Below are 15,672 nucleotides of genomic sequence, written 5' to 3'. Positions count from 1 at the left end.
TCAGTATATTAATTGATTAGGTGAATTATTTCATGTATACTTGTGACATAATTCTCTTTCGTATGGCCTCTATGATCCCTTTAACTGGTGCCTCTGCTCGTTCTTCATCCTTTGCTCTGGTGCAGTCATCCCGGCAAGGACTAACACGCTCGGAAGTCGATGATATAGCTGCATTAGTAGGTTTGACGGACAAAGAAATGGCTTATGCGCTTAACATGACTCCTCGGAATCTCCACCGACTCAAAGCCGATCAACGTTTTGGGGTGGATGCATCTGAACGACTCCTTTTACTCAAAAATCTGTTGGTTCACGCTCTGGATACCTTTGAAGGGCGTAAATCAACTGTTTTAACTTGGCTAAGAACGCCGATTCGTGAACTGTCTAATCAAACGCCGATTCAATTGCTGGATACTGTAACAGGATTTGGCTTAGTTGATGATGTATTAGGGCGTCTTGATCACGGGCTACCAGCTTAAGTCTTTCTATGCCTGTATTCTACAGAATCATTCGTGATAAATATCGCCATGAACCACTTTCCGTAACCGGAAGCTGGCTTTTTGGTGGACGCTGGAATCCCAAAGGGTGTGCAGTGTTATACACTACCTCAACGCCTGAGTTAGGGTTAGTTGAGACACTGGCTCATGCTCCAGGCGTTCGGTATGAGGAATTGCCTACTTATTGGGTATTTAGCCTGGATGTGCCGGATGATATTCGTTATTATAAGCGAGAAGAACTTCCTAAGTATTGGCAGGACGAGACGTATGAACGAGCACAAGAATGGCTTCGCGATTGGCTGGCTCAACCCACTCAACTAGGTGTTGCCGTATCATCTGTCTTGGTACCTCTGTCGTACAATATCATCTTACATCCGGCTCATCCGCTGTTTGAGCAAATTAAGATCACAAGCAGTGAGATTCAACCTGTTGATCAACGACTCTGGAAAAGGCCTGACTAGAGTGCGAAGAAATCGGAAATGGCTTAATTATTTTCCTGAAGAATATCTTTCCGGGATACGTTTTCGCGAGGGGCTTTGTTGATCTCGTTACGCCACTCCTTGCTTTTGAAATCCCCCCGCTTTACCGATCGGATAAAATTGGCCCAGGCAAAGGGGTTCGTAAACGCAAAAGTGGTCATATTACTACGCCCAGCAATCGACTCGCGACCGAAGAACTGCTGATTGACGAAGTTCTGGTGGTTTGCCAGTGCACTCATCGGCATAGTAGCTGCCTGACGCATAATGGCTTCCGGGCTAGTGTTTTTCGCTAAATTCTCCCGTTCTTTTTCGTCAGGAAGCTTTAGGTTGACGAAGGCTTCTTTAAACAATTCTTCCGTTGCATATGGATAAACCTTCACTTCGGCCAGCGTTTTTACATCTTCCTGCAACGCGACGACAGCCGAATACGTAAGATCAGTTAATCGCTGTGGAATGATATGGTATTGAGTTCGGAAGCCGACATAGCTAAAAATAACACTATCACCTGGGAAGACGGGCAGCGCAAAATAGCCATTAGGAGCGGCTAATACTCCTCGCCCAGCTTTGGGGATGTAAATGTAGGCACCAGGCAAGGGTTCGTTCGTTTTACCACCCGTAATAAAGCCTGTGAACGTTACCTGCTTCTCCTGTCCCTGCGCCCATACGGTCGTAAATAGCCCTGTTAAGGCTGTTAACCCTATAATAAGCACCAATAACGTCAATGACTTCTTCATAGGCTTGCCAAATAAACTACAAAGTAAACGAGGAAAAGGCAGTATATGGTTTCGACTACCCGAATTTTAAGAATTTTAACAACTAGATTAAGTCCCTTTCCTGTCGATTTAGGCGAATAGTTTCAGAAAGGTAATGATAAAAGGAGCCGCCAGCAATAAACCATCGAATCGATCCAGAAAGCCACCATGGCCCGGAATGCTACTACCTGAATCTTTAATCGCAATACTTCGCTTAAATAATGACTCAACCAGGTCGCCGTATGTGCCTGTTACTACGATAATGGCACCTACGCAATACCACTGCCAGGGACGAAGTTCGTTATCGAAGAACGCCAGCCCACCAGCAATAAGGGCAGCCGCAGCCGCTCCACCGAGAGAGCCTTCCCAGGATTTTTTGGGCGACACCCGCTCAAAGAGCTTCCGTCGACCAAACTTGGTTCCGGCGAAGTAGGCGCCAATATCACTCGCCCAAAGCAGTAAAAGACAGCCGGTGATAATCATGGGATGGAACGTGCCACCTCGTAAGGCTAGAATGATCAATAGAGCGAAGGGCATTGCTACATAAATGATGCCCAGAAACGTGAAACCGATGTTAGTGAAGGGTTTCATATCCCGTTTTTTATAGAGCTTGATCAGGAAAATCATCGACGACGCCGGGCAGATCAGGAAATAATTACCCATACCAATCTGATCTGTTTCGATAAAATAGGCGAGCACACAAATCAGGCAGCCTACGAGCGTGCCATATGCTGTAAGTGGTTCAAAACCATCCAGACCAAGGAGTCGGTAAAATTCGCGTTGGGTGAGGGCGCTGATCACGCAGAATAACAGGGCAAATGTCCAGTCCTGATACCAGATCATAAATAAAATAAACGGAACCCCAATCAAAGCAGCAATGATCCGCTGCTGGAGGTTCGTCATACTAGCTAAACGTTGCTTCATTCTCTAAAATCACTTTGGCCAGAATGGCATCTTTGGCCGGTACATGAACCTCACTTTTTCCCCAACCAATAGTCGGATAACTACTACTTTGCTTATTGACAATGACAGCCGGAATATCATGTTCCAGCAGTAATGCCTTAGCCAGCTCCGCCCGGTGGGGCAGGGGAGTTACATAAATCGATTCCCAGTTTTCTGTCATGTTTTCTGGTTTCCAGTTTACCGAATACAGCAAACCTTAAACACTAGTTTGATTCAACTTTCTAAAATAATACAATAACCCACTAGTAACGGCCAGTCCAACTAATGAACCCAAAATTGGTACTGATTTGGTACTTTCAATATCCATGGAAGTAAATCCTTGCTGATATAGATAAACCATAAGTACAGTTAGACCATTGTTAATAAAGTGAGCCACAATAGGCACCCAGATGTTTCCGGACCATACATAGAGATATCCGAAAAGAGCACCGAGTAGCATTCGGGGGAAAAATCCTAGAAATTGAACGTGGATCGCGCTAAACAAGGCAGCTGCAAGCCAGATGCCTATGTGAACATTACCAGTCCAATGAATGAAATTACGTTGTAAGATTCCCCGAAATAGGACTTCCTCTCCAATTCCTGGAATAACCGCTATAACGAGAAGAGCGAGCAATAGCTGACCAACCGTTTTGAAGGTTGTCAGATACTCAGTGACGCTACTTAACTTTTTCTCCTGATCGCGCATCCACTGCTCGATAGGAGCGAGAGCTTCAGGAAGGTGTAGAGTCTGATTCCACTCGATAATCAACCCGTCAAAGGGCATGAAAGCGACAACAATAAGGCCGATTAAGCTGAATCCGACGACGGCCGAAAGAGGACGAAGGTTAAACTGTTGCCAGGAACGTCGCTCGATAAAATACCAGTAAACCAGCGCAGGTAGTAAAAAAGACCCCATGTGGTTAACAGCCTGAAGAATCATCAGGGTATACCAATTGCCGGGAGATGTGGCAGGATTAGCCGTCAGATCTTGTAAATAAACCTGAGTAGCCTCCAAACTTAATCCTTTGAAAAACGTCAGGATCACAAACAGAAAATAGGTGCTCACGACACCACCCATAAGGATGAAACCGACGAGCATAATCAGTCCGCCGAGGGTGGGGGGGCGGGATGTTGAGGTTTGTGGAGATTGAACGGGTTGCATAATTTCTGTAAATATACAGATGTCCGTATTATGATTGATGATGTCGGGCTCATTCGTAATTTGGGAACCAAACCAACGGGCAAATCGTAATTCGTACGTCGTAACTCATTAAATTACTGTTTTCGTGGTTACTATTGGTGATATACAGCTCCCTGATTTTCCATTGTTATTAGCGCCGATGGAAGATGTCAGCGATCCGCCGTTTCGGGCTGTTTGCAAAGCAAACGGTGCTGATCTGATGTACACAGAGTTTATCTCGTCGGAGGGGTTAATTCGGGATGCGGCCAAAAGCGTTCAGAAACTGGATATTTTCGAATATGAGCGCCCGATCGGAATACAACTTTTTGGTTCAGACGTCGAAACGATGGGCGAATGTGCCCGTATTGCCAGCCGCGCCAATCCTGATCTGATCGATATTAATTACGGATGCCCAGTAAAAAATGTGGCTTGTCGGGGCGCTGGAGCTGCTTTATTACAGGATATTCCCAAAATGGTTCGGATGACGGAAGCCGTTGTGAAAGCAACTCATCTGCCCGTAACCGTTAAAACTCGACTGGGTTGGGATGAGCATACGAAGAATATTGGCGAAGTGGCCGAGCGGTTGCAGGATATTGGCATCAAAGCATTAACCGTTCACGGGCGTACGCGCGTACAGATGTATAAAGGCGAGGCCGACTGGACGCTTATTGGTAAGATTAAAGAAAACTCACGTATTCAGATTCCAATTTTTGGAAACGGCGATATTGATTCGCCCGAAAAGGCACTGGAGTATAAAAATCGGTATGGCGTAGATGGTGTTATGATTGGTCGGGCCAGCATTGGTCATCCGTGGATTTTTAACGAAATCAAGCATTTTGTGAAAACCGGTCAGCATTTATCACCACCCACCATTAGCGATCGGGTAGACGTTTGCCGTCAGCATCTCGATTTTTCGATTCGTTGGAAAGGTGAAATCGTCGGCCTGTTCGAAATGCGACGCCATTACGCCAATTATTTCAAAGGCTTACCCGATTTTAAGCCATACCGGATGCGCCTGGTTACGTCCGATTCGTACAATGAGGTGAGTGCTATTCTTGATGAAATTGCGGAAAATTATACGGAAGAGTTAGTGTCTATTTAATTGTTTCTTTTTGATCAAGCGTATTTTTGTCATTCTGACCGCAGGGAAGAATCTCAAGCTTGCCTATTAAGAGATTTTAAGATTCTTCCCTGCGGTCAGAATGACAGTAAGCTAGCTTCGTTCTTAATACTTCAAGCCATTAATGACTCCCGAAGAACCTGTTGTTCTGTCTCAGAAACGTCCGTTGCTGGCCTGGTTGTTACTTTGCTGTTTAGCCCTCGTATGGGGAAGTTCGTTTATTCTGATCAAGCGTAGCCTGGAGGCATTTCCACCTGAACAAGTAGCTGGCGGACGTTTAGTTTTTGCCTTACTTTTCTTCGTTCCATTTTTAGCAGGCCAAAGCCGCCAGCCTGAGATTCGAGTAGCCATACGGCATCGCTGGGTAGCCATACTGGCGTCGGGTATTATTGGATTTGTGATTCCTGCGTTTCTATTTGCCGAAGCAGGGGCTCATCTCAATAGTTCGCTGGCTGGTGCATTAAATTCACTGAGTCCTTTATTTACGTTAATTCTGGGTGGTGTATTTTTCGGACAATCCCTTAAGATTCGTCAGGTAGCTGGTATTTTGCTAGGATTGGCTGGGTCACTCTTGCTGGTATTTTTCAGTGCAACAGGTTCATTTCAGATTAACGGCTATGCATTGCTCGTAGTCATCGCTACCGTATGTTACGGACTAAATACAAATCTGATTGGGCGTTACCTCAGGCACCTGCCAGCTCTTGTGTCAACAGCCTGGCTCTTTGCGTTTGCTGGTCCGATTGCTCTTCTTACGCTCATGCCAACCGATTTCCTGACCCGAGTAGTTGATACTAAAAATAGCTGGCCGTTGGCTGCATTGGCGACGCTGGGGGTATTTGGGTCGGGGCTAATGTCCATCTTTTTTAATCGGGTGATGCAATTATCGTCGCCGTTGTTTGCTGCGTCTGTTACGTACTTGATTCCGATTGTCGCGCTGATGTGGGGTGTACTGGATGGCGAAACGATTTACGCCGTACAATTTGCTGGAATGGGGGTATGTTTACTAGGAATCTGGTTAGTAAATAAGGCGTAGGATGGGTACCTTATGAAAAAAACACTATTTCTGCTTGCTGTACTGATCGCTGCTGTACAATACTCGTTTGGGCAGCGGTCTACTCAAACCTACAGACCTCAATTTCATTTTACGCCAAAAGCCCACTGGATGAACGATCCAAACGGGATGGTATATTACAAAGGCACCTATCATCTATTCTTTCAATATTATCCCGGCGCCACCAAATGGGGCCCAATGCACTGGGGCCACGCAACCAGCAAGGATATGGTGCATTGGCAGGAGCAATCAATTGCCTTGTATCCAGATAGTTTAGGGTGGATTTTTTCAGGAAGTGCAGTTGTCGATGTGGCCAACACAAGTGGTTTTGGTAAGGATGGTCAGCCTGCATTGGTGGCCATTTTTACGCATCATAATGATAAGTTAGAGAAACAGAAATCGACTAGGTTTCAGTACCAAAGTATTGCCTATAGTCTGGACGAAGGGAAAACGTGGACGAAGTACAAAGGAAATCCGGTTGTAGCGAATCCAGGTATCGTCGATTTTCGTGATCCGAAAGTTCGATGGTACGCGCCGGGTAAAAAATGGATTATGACCCTGGCAACCAAAGATCGCATTACCTTTTACTCGTCGCCGGACTTGAAAAAGTGGTCAAAGGAAAGCGATTTTGGTAGTAATCTGGGAGCACATGGCGGTGTATGGGAATGTCCAGATTTGTTTCCTTTACTGCATAACGGTAAACAGGTCTGGGTACTCTTAGTGAGCATTAACCCCGGCGGCCCAAACGGTGGCTCCGCTACGCAATACTTCGTCGGCGATTTCGATGGAAAACAGTTCAAACCGTATTCCACAAAAACGAAATGGATGGATTATGGGACCGATAATTACGCGGGTGTGACGTTTGCAAACACGGGCAACCGAACGATTCTGATGGGCTGGATGAGTAACTGGCAATATGCACAGGAGGTGCCAACGGTGGCCTGGCGAAGTGCGAATACCGTACCACGCGAACTCGGTTTGAAAGATGTAAACGGCGATCTATTTCTTACGTCAACGCCCATCAAAGAACTGAATGATTTGGAAGGGAAAACAGTAACAGTTGGCCCTTTGGACGTAAAAGGGGAGTATAATCTCACGGCGAAAACTGGCGGGAAATACGATACGTTTAAACTCTCTTTGTCGGCTCCGGCAACAACTAATTTTTCGATTGTATTGTCTAATGACCAGGGTAACGAAGTCGTGATCGGATACGACAAAGGCTCGAATGACTATTACATTGACCGGACCAAATCGGGAAAGACGGATTTTGAAAAAGGATTCGCGAAACGCATAACGGCCCCTCGATTATCCATCGATAAAACCATATCGCTCACCTTGCTGGTTGATGTTGCATCAGCAGAATTATTTACCGATAAAGGGCTTAGCGTGTTAACCAGCATCTTTTTCCCCGAGCAGAAGCTAACTAAATTAGCTATTCGGTCATCCTCTGGTACCACCATCACTTCGTTATCCTTCTCAACGTTGAAAGCGTCAGTGGCCAAAGGACTTTGAAAAGAGTTATAATGACAAATGCTGTCAAATAGTCAACAAAGGTTTTTCGACTGGTTTGGCGATTACATGGTGATCAGTCTGATCAATTTGATCGTTTCAGGATGAATTCGTAAATCGTAGTCCCTAACTCGAACGGTATGTACACAACAACCCTGAACAACCAGCTTTTCACGATAGATTTTGCAACAGATAAGCCGGTGCTTAATGGCGAACCCTTTGCCTGGGACTTGGTTAAATTATCCGATCGGACATTTCATATTTTATATCAGAATCGGTCGTATACGGCAGAAGTATTGAACCTGAATGCTGCCGGGAAAACGGTAAGTCTAAAAATTAATGGCCATATTCATGAGGTGCAGCTAAAAGATCGATTCGATTTGTTGCTCGAAAAAATGGGAATTAGCACCGAGTCGAGCACCAAAGTAAATAAGTTTAAAGCGCCTATGCCAGGATTGATTGTGGGTGTTAGTGTACAACCGGGTGATGTCGTCGCAAAGGGCGATAACCTGATGATTCTGGAAGCGATGAAGATGGAAAACGTTCTGAAAGCACCCGGCGAAGGTACCGTAAAAGCCATTCAGGTAGCGAAAGGAGACCGCGTTGAAAAAGGGCAGATATTGGTAGAATTTGCGTAGGCAAGTATTTTAGCCTGTATGAATACTCACTATTCCCGTCGTCGATTTCTGGCTCAGTCTGCTTTGGCGGCTGGTACGCTGTCGATTAATCCAGAAGCTTTTTCTCAAGCAGCCGCTAAAACTGAAGTTGGCTTACCCGAAATCCATATTTTCTCGAAACACCTTCAGTTTCTGAACTATGCAGATATGGCCGATGCGGCAGCCAACATGGGTTTCGCTGGTGTAGATCTGACGGTTCGTCCAGAAGGCCATGTACTACCCGAACGTGTTGAGGACGATCTGCCCAAGGCTGTTGAAGCTCTAAAAAAAGTTAATCTCCCTCCCAAACTGATGACGACAGCCGTAGGTGATGCGGCAGACGCCACTGATCTCATACTTCTAAAAACGGCGGCCAAACTCGGGTTTCAGCTTTATCGGATGAAATGGTATGCGTACGATGAAAAACGATCTGTTCCTGATAGTTTGCAGGGATTTCAGAAACAAATTCGGGCGCTGGGTGAATTAAATAAAACTCTACACCTAACAGGTTGCTATCAGAATCATGCCGGAACGTTGGTTGGGTCATCTGTCTGGGAAATTTGGGAGATGCTAAAAACGGCTGATCCTACGCATATGGGAACTCAGTACGATATTCGTCATGCCACTGTGGAAGGAGGACAATCTTGGCCTACGGGGTTGCGATTGATTCAGCCTCAGATTAAGGCACTTACGATGAAGGACTTTATTTGGGAGAAGAAAAAAGGCAAATGGGTTGTACAGGATGTTCCACTTGGTGAGGGCATGATTGACTTCAAAACCTATTTCGCTTTCTTAAAACGGACTGCTATAAAAACACCAATAACCTTACATATTGAATATCCGGCAGGTGGTGCTGAACATGGTGCTACAAAACTGACAATTCCTCAAAATGAGGTATTTATGGCTATGAAACGGGATCTGAACCGACTAAAAGAACTTTGGCAGGCAGCCTGACATGCCTATCTTTCAGTAGTTCTTCTTTCCTGCTTCCTCTCTTTTTCTATATCTTTGCCCGCAAACTTTCCTTCATGGCATCACAAACAAAGTATAAACGTATTCTGCTTAAATTAAGTGGAGAGGCTTTGGCAGGCCCTTCTGGTTACAATATCGATCCGGCTGTGCTTGAACAATACAGCGAGGAAATCAAACAGGTTGTTGATTTAGGCGTTCAGGTTGCTATTGTTATTGGCGGTGGAAATATCTTCCGGGGCGTTTCGGGCGAACGTTCAGGGATCGACCGCGTACAGGGCGACTACATGGGTATGCTGGCGACGGTTATCAACGCGATGGCCATTCAAAGTTCGCTGGAAAAACATAAGATGTATACCCGCGTCATGTCGGCCATCAAAATGGAGCAGGTCTGTGAACCTTATGTCCGTCGCCGGGCAGTACGGCATCTGGAAAAAGGCCGCGTAGTGATTTTCGGCGCTGGAACGGGTAATCCCTATTTTACAACGGATTCGACAGCCGCTCTACGGGCGATCGAAGTAGAAGCCGATGTCGTTTTGAAAGGAACAAAAGTGGATGGCGTTTACACGGCTGATCCAATGAAAGACAAAACGGCTCAGCGATATACGACCATTACGTTTGACGACGTTTATGAAAAAAAATTAAACGTAATGGACCTGACGGCGTTCACGCTTTGCCAGGAAAACAATTTGCCTATCATTGTTTTTAATATGAACAACAAGGGTAGTCTGCTTCGCCTTATTCAGGGAGACGATAGCGTGGGTACGCTGATAACGACGAAATTACCGGAATAAAAGAGTTGTAGGGTTGTAGAGTTATATAGTTGTAAACTAGTCGACTACATAACTTTATAACTCTATAACCTTCCAACTTTATAACTTGGTTAAAAATGGAAGAGATCGAGCTATTTCTCGATGATGCAAAAGACACGATGGAAAAGGCACTCAAGCACTTAGCCATCGAATTAACAAAAATCCGCGCGGGGAAAGCGTCTCCCCAGATGCTCGATGGTATTCAGGTTGAATACTATGGATCATTGACTCCTCTGAATCAGGTTGCTTCGGTGAGCACACCCGACGCCCGTACCCTTGCTATCAAGCCTTTCGAGAAAAAATTGATTGGTGAAGTCGAAAAAGCTATTCGCAATTCCAATCTTGGTTTGTCGCCAAGTAATGATGGTGAACTCATCCGACTCAATATTCCTCCTCTGACCGAAGAACGCCGACGTGATTTGGTGAAGAAGGTGAAGCAGGAAGTGGAAACGGCTAAAGTGAACGTTCGGAATATTCGTAAAGACACAAATGAGGATATTCGAAAACTGGTAAAGGATGGTGTATCTGAAGATGCCGTAAAAGTCGGTGAAGAACGCGTTCAAAAATTGACGGATGCCTTTATCGCTCGCATCGACGATACGTTTGTTGTAAAAGAGAAAGATATTTTGGCCGTATAGCCTGAATAACCTTCATGAAATAAATAAAAGCTAGTCTCAAAGGCTAGCTTTTTTGCTTGTAAGCGTTTGCAAGGAGTAGGTTGAATGACGATCATCGGATCGTTTGGCGGATAGCCGATTTGAGATAATCTTTAGCTGTTCTGCTAATAACCTCATCGTCGACATCTACAATACGCTCTCCTCGATGTTCGTAAGGCCAGACTTCGCCAGTTAATACATCAAAGATGCCATACGGTAACAAGTCGTATTCTTCATAACCCCAGAACAAAAAATCAACAGCGTCGGGGAGTGTATCAAATCCCACGGCGTAACCAATTTCCTGTTGAGCGAAAACAACGATGTAGCGCATGTTCGTATATACGGTCGGACGCAACATATGGTTGCGTGTCTATGTGACTTGACGACGAATTGCGGGTCAAAAAGATGAACGTGCGATCCTTTGAAATGCACTTTAGAACCCTACATCTTCGATAATAACTGGAAATTTATTAGGCGGTAGGTGAGCCGTTGATTTTGCTTCGAGTTAACTGTTTTTAGTAGTTATGCAAATTGTTTACTTCCTCTATTTCAGCTTTTTAGGGGTAATTGTATTGAACGTCTTATACTGGATTGTTTTTGCGATAGCCGGTCGGCTTGGGAAAGCAGACGACCGCAACGCAACGCCAGATACATTTCGGAGAATAGGAGTTCTAATTCCAGCTTATAAAGAAGATGCAGTAATTATCGATTCAGTTACGGAGAATCTAAAACAGACGTATCCTACTGATCGATTCGATTTGATTGTAATTGCTGATTCTTTTCAGCCGCAAACGTTACTCAAACTAGCAGCTATGCCCATTAAGGTGCTGGAGGTTTCGTTCGAAGTTTCTACAGTTGCCAAAGCCATTAATACTGCACTGCATAAGTTGCCGGTTGAAGAATATGATATCCTTGTTGTATCGGATGCGGATAATCACATGGCTTCTGATTTTCTGAGCCGGATCAATATCGCATTTTCCCAGGGGTGGAGAGCAATTCAGGGACACCGGGTTGCAAAGAATATCAATACCAGTGTCGCTATTTTGGATGCGATCAGTGAAGAAATCAACAACCATATTTTTCGTAAAGGTACTCGCGTTCTGGGTTTGTCATCTGCAACAATTGGGTCAGGAATGGCGTTTGAGCCGACCCTGATGAAATCGGCAATGGCTACCCAACGTACCATGGGTGGATACGATAAAGAGCTGGAAACCAATGTTGTATTAAGTGGATATAAGATTGGATACCTGGAGCATGCCTATATTTTTGATGAGAAAGTTGCGAATAGGGCTGTCTTCCAAAATCAACGTACGCGCTGGATTGCCGCTCAGTGGCAATTTGTTAAATTCTATTTCTGGAAAGGTATAGCTGAGATTTTACGTGGAGAGTTTGCCAGCGGATTCAAAGTAATTCAGGCAATTATTTTACCTAAAATTCTGCTCCTGGGACTACTGCTTGGCGGCTTGTTTGTTGGTGTATTCACTGGCTATCCACTGCTTTGGCAAATTCCACTTGTCTTGTTGCTTGCTTTAAGCGTAAGCCTGGCTATTTCGGTGCCCACTTATTTGTGGAAGCGATTCAGTTGGAGGGAGGTATTGTTGATTCCGGTCATACTGCTAAGCTTTGTTCGGGCAATAATGAATATGCGTAAAGCCTTTAAGCGGTTTATGCATACTCCCCATACAGGACCGACCGATGCGCAGGTTCCTAAAGTAAATACATAGGCAATTGGCCAGTGCTAATGTGTGACAAAACGTTTGCGAAATAGTCAAAAGTTAAAAAAGTACAAGGAAAGGGTAAATGAATCGGCTAATTAACTTAATAATATAGATTAGCTATTTAATAGATAATAAATTGTCGAAAAAAGACAATAGTAAACAAAAGGAGACGCGCTGGGAGGATCGGCTACTGTAAATTTTTTTAGAATGAAATTTTTTTTAGTAAGCACAAATACAAAAATAATTTTTCGGATTAGCCTTTTTTTCCTCCTGGGATTTTGTTCAATAGCAATTTGCTCCGGTCAAAATCGGGGTGGCCGTGGTTTGGTTTCATTTGGAGCCTCGTCGGGCTTCGCGGAAGATACGCTCTATCTCGATATTAACCAGGATGTTGCTGGACAGTTGTTACCGTTTGATGATTTGTTTAAGGTTGCTGTAGTGCACTCGCCCTTGGTTAAGTACCAGAATGAGGTAGTAAATTCATTAGGCGAATCTTATGAGGTAACTAAGTTACAGATCTTGCAAAACGTTTCAGGATTTGCCAATTATTCGGGTGGTAACCAACTTCTTGTATCCTCTGGTGGGACAACATTGCCGGGACAGGGAACACTCGGCCAGATCACAAACGGGTATCGTGTTGGGGTCGATGTACGTATTCCACTTTACGAATTTTTTGGCCGTAAGCACCAGGTTAAATTGGCAAATGCCAACTATAAAGCCGCTATTCACCAGAAGGAGACGGTAGAATTACAATTGAAACGAGACTTGATCGGAATTTATCAGGATATGATAACAACGCAGCAATTGCTGAAAATCCTCCTGATTGATGAACAAGCTTCATTAACATCTCTCCGAGTTGGCGAAGTAGAGATTCAAAAAGGCCAAATTACTGCCGATATGATGGCTTCCATTACCACTCGGTATGTGCAGGCCAAAACCGCATCGGAACAGGCAAAAGGTAACTTTTTGAAAAATGTTCGCTATTTTGAGACATTAATGGGAATGCCAATTCAACGTTTGAAACGTAACTGAACGAAATAACATGACAGTTGAGATTTTTTTACGGCTACTGAAACAGCATATACTCTGGTTTATTCTTATTCCAGGTATCGTTGCTGGAACAACATTCTATGTTACCCGTGATCAGCCAAAGTCGTATAAATCACAAGCCACTTTATATACAGGTCTGGTATCGCGCTACTCGTTGTTATCGGATCGATTGAGTTCCTATACAGATCGGTCGGCCAGCGCCGTCGATAATATTCTGACTACTTTGAACTCTCGGGAAACCCTGATTCAGGTGGGTGTCAGTCTACTTACAGATCACCTGCGGCTACAACATCCCGACACGTTAGTGCTGCGGGAAGCTGGTTTTCAGGAATTGCGGAAAGCGATCAAGCCGGGTTGGGAAAATTTATTTTTTATCGCTGCTGATTCGGCCTTACTGCGTCGAACGGTTGATAGTCTGGCCAAATCGAAATACGATAATCCGATCAAGGATTTACTGTTTAAAACCGATTCTTATTATTCAATCCAGCGCCTAACCGATGGGATTAAAGCGACTCCTCGGAAAAATACCAACGATATATTGATGATGGAATATGAAGCCGACGATCCGGGAGTAGCCCAGCGGACGCTTCACTATGCTATTGAATATTTGAATCGACGGTATTCGACTCTAAAAACGTCTGAAACAAACTCGGTTATTGGTTATTACGAATCCAAACTGGCGAAGGCAAAAGAGAAACTAGCCCAGGCTGAAGGGGCGCTGCGAGCTTTCGGTGAACGGCACCAGTTATTGGATTATGATGAAGAAGCCAAAACTGTAGCGTCATCACGCGAGGCTTTGCAGGGAGAATATAATCAGGAGTTAATGCGTAGAGATGCTGCGAAGGCTGCGCTGGAAGCGTTGAACAAGCGGATGGGCCAACAGGGAGGAATTCGTTCGGCCAATAATGACCTGAATGAAAAGCAGAAAAAGCTGGCTGATGCCGAAAGTAAACTGGCAAACGCAAGAGCCTATGGCCAACCGAAATCAGTAATTGATCAGTTGCAGGCAGCAGTAACCAAAGCAACTGATGATTTGAAAATCAGTGCCCAGAAATACGATGTCGCTACCAGTACGGGTGATGCCCTTCCAGCCCAAGTATTAGCCACCGACAAATTGAACAAATCGCTGGATTATGATGAATCGGTGGCGAGGTTGGAATTGTACAAAAAGCGAATGGGCGAATTCGATACGAAAATCGAAGAATATGGACCGTTGGGATCGCAACTTCGTCAGCTAAAACGTGATCTGACCATTGCTGAAAAAGAGTACTTCGATCTGCTTCAGAATGTTGATCAGTCGCAGACCCGGCGGCAGGATGTATCGATTGGGGGAACGCTCGAAGTGATGGATGCACCTGATTTTCCGTTACTTCCGCAGCCTTCCAAACGAATTCAGCAAGTTTCCATTGGGTTCGGTGTCGGTATTTTCCTGGCGTTATTACTAACGGCGCTGAGCTTCTGGCTGAACAAACGAATTCAATCGCCGGAGCAGGCTGAAGCCATGGTAGGTATGCCAGTGACTGCATTATTTCCAACGGTTAGAAAGCCGCAGGTGTATTCCAAAACAACTCGGGCAGCCCGGAATATGCTCGAGCAGCTCTTCAATGCCATTCACATTGAGGTTTCTCAAAATACGACTAAACCGTACCCACCGATCATTACTATTTTTAGTATCCGTTCAAAACAAGGAAAAAGCTGGGTTGCTAATGGATTAAATCAATTGTATGCAACAGCCGATCAACGGGTAGCTTATTGTTACCCACGTCAGAATGGAAAAGAACAGCAGGAGTACCAGAAAGGAGTAACGTATTTCCCGTATACAGTGCGTCCTGACTTTATGAATGTTACTGGTCTCGAATACCTGGTCGATTACAATCTGGGTTTCGACATTACTCAATTCGACCGGGTTATCCTTGAATTACCTGCCCTAATTAACAATCAGATTCCTGTTTACCTGCTCAAAGGCAGTGCTTTATCCCTATTAGTGATTGATGCGAACAGTCCATGGGCAAGGGCTGAGAAGCAACTACTGAGTATGTATGTACGTGTAACAAACCAACCGATTTTGACGGTATTGAACCGCGTGGAAGGGAATTACGTCGATGTGCCAGGTCGGGCCGATTCAGTTCTGCCCCCTCCGCCCCCTACTCAGGAGCGTTCGTTGCATCCTCAGCGTAACGTGTTGTAAGCCATCAGAAAGTAACGGTTGATAAATGGACAGACAGGCGAATCCGCTACATAGCGGGGGTGACCCGCTTGTGCTCTTTTGAGAAGTTACTACTAG

Annotated in this window: 17 protein-coding genes; 12 read left to right on the top strand and 5 right to left on the bottom strand. The window is 44.9% G+C overall.

Annotation, left to right across the window (positions count from 1 at the left end; all coding sequences use genetic code 11):
• Positions 1-62: 62 nt before the first annotated feature.
• A complete protein-coding gene (gene parS, locus ACYVE4_RS10545) occupies positions 63-476 on the top strand; it encodes a type II RES/Xre toxin-antitoxin system antitoxin (protein WP_461039695.1) in 414 nt (137 codons plus the stop codon).
• An 8-nt stretch (positions 477-484) separates the two neighbouring features.
• The gene (locus tag ACYVE4_RS10540) at positions 485-955 is read left to right on the top strand and encodes an RES family NAD+ phosphorylase (protein ID WP_461039693.1); all 471 of its coding nucleotides are present in this window, start codon (positions 485-487) and stop codon (positions 953-955) included.
• A 23-nt stretch (positions 956-978) separates the two neighbouring features.
• Here the strand turns inward: ACYVE4_RS10540 and ACYVE4_RS10535 are convergent, their stop codons facing one another.
• The 4 genes from ACYVE4_RS10535 to ACYVE4_RS10520 form a co-directional block, all read right to left on the bottom strand.
• Positions 979-1,707, bottom strand: coding sequence for a carboxypeptidase-like regulatory domain-containing protein (locus tag ACYVE4_RS10535; RefSeq protein WP_461039691.1), 729 nt, complete (start codon positions 1,705-1,707; stop codon positions 979-981).
• Positions 1,708-1,815: 108 nt separating this feature from the next.
• The gene (locus ACYVE4_RS10530) at positions 1,816-2,649 is read right to left on the bottom strand and encodes a phosphatidate cytidylyltransferase (protein WP_461039689.1); all 834 of its coding nucleotides are present in this window, start codon (positions 2,647-2,649) and stop codon (positions 1,816-1,818) included.
• Entirely contained in the window at positions 2,630-2,848 is a 219-nt protein-coding gene (locus tag ACYVE4_RS10525; protein ID WP_461039687.1) for a putative signal transducing protein, read from the bottom strand. The genes ACYVE4_RS10530 and ACYVE4_RS10525 overlap by 20 nt, the downstream gene beginning before the upstream one ends.
• A gap of 36 nt (positions 2,849-2,884) precedes the next feature.
• Positions 2,885-3,829 (bottom strand): lysostaphin resistance A-like protein, encoded by a 945-nt coding sequence (locus tag ACYVE4_RS10520; RefSeq protein ID WP_461039685.1) that lies wholly within the window; start codon positions 3,827-3,829, stop codon positions 2,885-2,887.
• Positions 3,830-3,953: 124 nt separating this feature from the next.
• On the opposite strand from ACYVE4_RS10520, the gene dusB reads away from it, so the two are divergent.
• The 7 genes from dusB (at position 3,954) to frr (ending at position 10,602) form a co-directional block, all read left to right on the top strand.
• A complete protein-coding gene (gene dusB / locus ACYVE4_RS10515; RefSeq protein ID WP_461039683.1) occupies positions 3,954-4,949 on the top strand; it encodes a tRNA dihydrouridine synthase DusB in 996 nt (331 codons plus the stop codon).
• A gap of 142 nt (positions 4,950-5,091) precedes the next feature.
• The gene (locus tag ACYVE4_RS10510; protein WP_461039681.1) at positions 5,092-6,000 is read left to right on the top strand and encodes a DMT family transporter; all 909 of its coding nucleotides are present in this window, start codon (positions 5,092-5,094) and stop codon (positions 5,998-6,000) included.
• Positions 6,001-6,012: 12 nt separating this feature from the next.
• Complete coding sequence (locus ACYVE4_RS10505; protein ID WP_461039679.1) at positions 6,013-7,530, top strand: glycoside hydrolase family 32 protein; 1,518 nt, start codon at positions 6,013-6,015, stop codon at positions 7,528-7,530.
• A gap of 137 nt (positions 7,531-7,667) precedes the next feature.
• Complete coding sequence (locus ACYVE4_RS10500; RefSeq protein ID WP_461039677.1) at positions 7,668-8,165, top strand: acyl-CoA carboxylase biotin carboxyl carrier protein subunit; 498 nt, start codon at positions 7,668-7,670, stop codon at positions 8,163-8,165.
• An 18-nt stretch (positions 8,166-8,183) separates the two neighbouring features.
• Complete coding sequence (locus ACYVE4_RS10495) at positions 8,184-9,137, top strand: sugar phosphate isomerase/epimerase family protein (RefSeq protein ID WP_461039675.1); 954 nt, start codon at positions 8,184-8,186, stop codon at positions 9,135-9,137.
• Between the two features lie 74 nt (positions 9,138-9,211).
• Positions 9,212-9,946 (top strand): UMP kinase, encoded by a 735-nt coding sequence (pyrH, locus tag ACYVE4_RS10490; protein WP_461039673.1) that lies wholly within the window; start codon positions 9,212-9,214, stop codon positions 9,944-9,946.
• Between the two features lie 95 nt (positions 9,947-10,041).
• Positions 10,042-10,602 (top strand): ribosome recycling factor, encoded by a 561-nt coding sequence (gene frr / locus ACYVE4_RS10485; RefSeq protein WP_461039671.1) that lies wholly within the window; start codon positions 10,042-10,044, stop codon positions 10,600-10,602.
• Between the two features lie 91 nt (positions 10,603-10,693).
• Here frr and ACYVE4_RS10480 read toward each other — a convergent pair whose 3' ends face one another.
• Positions 10,694-10,978, bottom strand: coding sequence for a hypothetical protein (locus ACYVE4_RS10480; protein WP_461039669.1), 285 nt, complete (start codon positions 10,976-10,978; stop codon positions 10,694-10,696).
• A 166-nt stretch (positions 10,979-11,144) separates the two neighbouring features.
• Between ACYVE4_RS10480 and ACYVE4_RS10475 the strand changes: the two genes are divergently transcribed.
• The 3 genes from ACYVE4_RS10475 to ACYVE4_RS10465 all read left to right on the top strand — a co-directional run bounded on the left by ACYVE4_RS10475 (position 11,145) and on the right by ACYVE4_RS10465 (position 15,576).
• A complete protein-coding gene (locus ACYVE4_RS10475) occupies positions 11,145-12,344 on the top strand; it encodes a glycosyltransferase family 2 protein (protein ID WP_461039667.1) in 1,200 nt (399 codons plus the stop codon).
• Positions 12,345-12,662: 318 nt separating this feature from the next.
• Positions 12,663-13,370 carry a TolC family protein gene (locus ACYVE4_RS10470; RefSeq protein WP_461039665.1) on the top strand — a complete coding sequence of 236 codons (708 nt, stop codon included), beginning with the start codon at positions 12,663-12,665 and terminating at the stop codon, positions 13,368-13,370.
• Between the two features lie 10 nt (positions 13,371-13,380).
• Complete coding sequence (locus ACYVE4_RS10465; RefSeq protein WP_461039663.1) at positions 13,381-15,576, top strand: GumC family protein; 2,196 nt, start codon at positions 13,381-13,383, stop codon at positions 15,574-15,576.
• Positions 15,577-15,672 lie beyond the last annotated feature (96 nt).

It is taken from the genome of Spirosoma harenae (assembly GCF_054776975.1).
This window is presented reverse-complemented; position numbering and strand designations above follow the sequence as displayed.

Coding starts and splice junctions, on each gene's coding strand:
- ACYVE4_RS10525 (WP_461039687.1), bottom strand. CDS start 2,848: ATGACAGAAAACTGGGAATCGATTTATGTAACTCCCCTGCCCCACCGG.
- ACYVE4_RS10465 (WP_461039663.1), top strand. CDS start 13,381: ATGACAGTTGAGATTTTTTTACGGCTACTGAAACAGCATATACTCTGG.
- parS (WP_461039695.1), top strand. CDS start 63: ATGGCCTCTATGATCCCTTTAACTGGTGCCTCTGCTCGTTCTTCATCC.
- ACYVE4_RS10505 (WP_461039679.1), top strand. CDS start 6,013: ATGAAAAAAACACTATTTCTGCTTGCTGTACTGATCGCTGCTGTACAA.
- ACYVE4_RS10480 (WP_461039669.1), bottom strand. CDS start 10,978: ATGTTGCGTCCGACCGTATATACGAACATGCGCTACATCGTTGTTTTC.
- frr (WP_461039671.1), top strand. CDS start 10,042: ATGGAAGAGATCGAGCTATTTCTCGATGATGCAAAAGACACGATGGAA.
- ACYVE4_RS10510 (WP_461039681.1), top strand. CDS start 5,092: ATGACTCCCGAAGAACCTGTTGTTCTGTCTCAGAAACGTCCGTTGCTG.
- pyrH (WP_461039673.1), top strand. CDS start 9,212: ATGGCATCACAAACAAAGTATAAACGTATTCTGCTTAAATTAAGTGGA.
- ACYVE4_RS10530 (WP_461039689.1), bottom strand. CDS start 2,649: ATGAAGCAACGTTTAGCTAGTATGACGAACCTCCAGCAGCGGATCATT.
- ACYVE4_RS10540 (WP_461039693.1), top strand. CDS start 485: ATGCCTGTATTCTACAGAATCATTCGTGATAAATATCGCCATGAACCA.
- ACYVE4_RS10475 (WP_461039667.1), top strand. CDS start 11,145: ATGCAAATTGTTTACTTCCTCTATTTCAGCTTTTTAGGGGTAATTGTA.
- ACYVE4_RS10500 (WP_461039677.1), top strand. CDS start 7,668: ATGTACACAACAACCCTGAACAACCAGCTTTTCACGATAGATTTTGCA.
- ACYVE4_RS10535 (WP_461039691.1), bottom strand. CDS start 1,707: ATGAAGAAGTCATTGACGTTATTGGTGCTTATTATAGGGTTAACAGCC.
- ACYVE4_RS10495 (WP_461039675.1), top strand. CDS start 8,184: ATGAATACTCACTATTCCCGTCGTCGATTTCTGGCTCAGTCTGCTTTG.
- ACYVE4_RS10520 (WP_461039685.1), bottom strand. CDS start 3,829: ATGCAACCCGTTCAATCTCCACAAACCTCAACATCCCGCCCCCCCACC.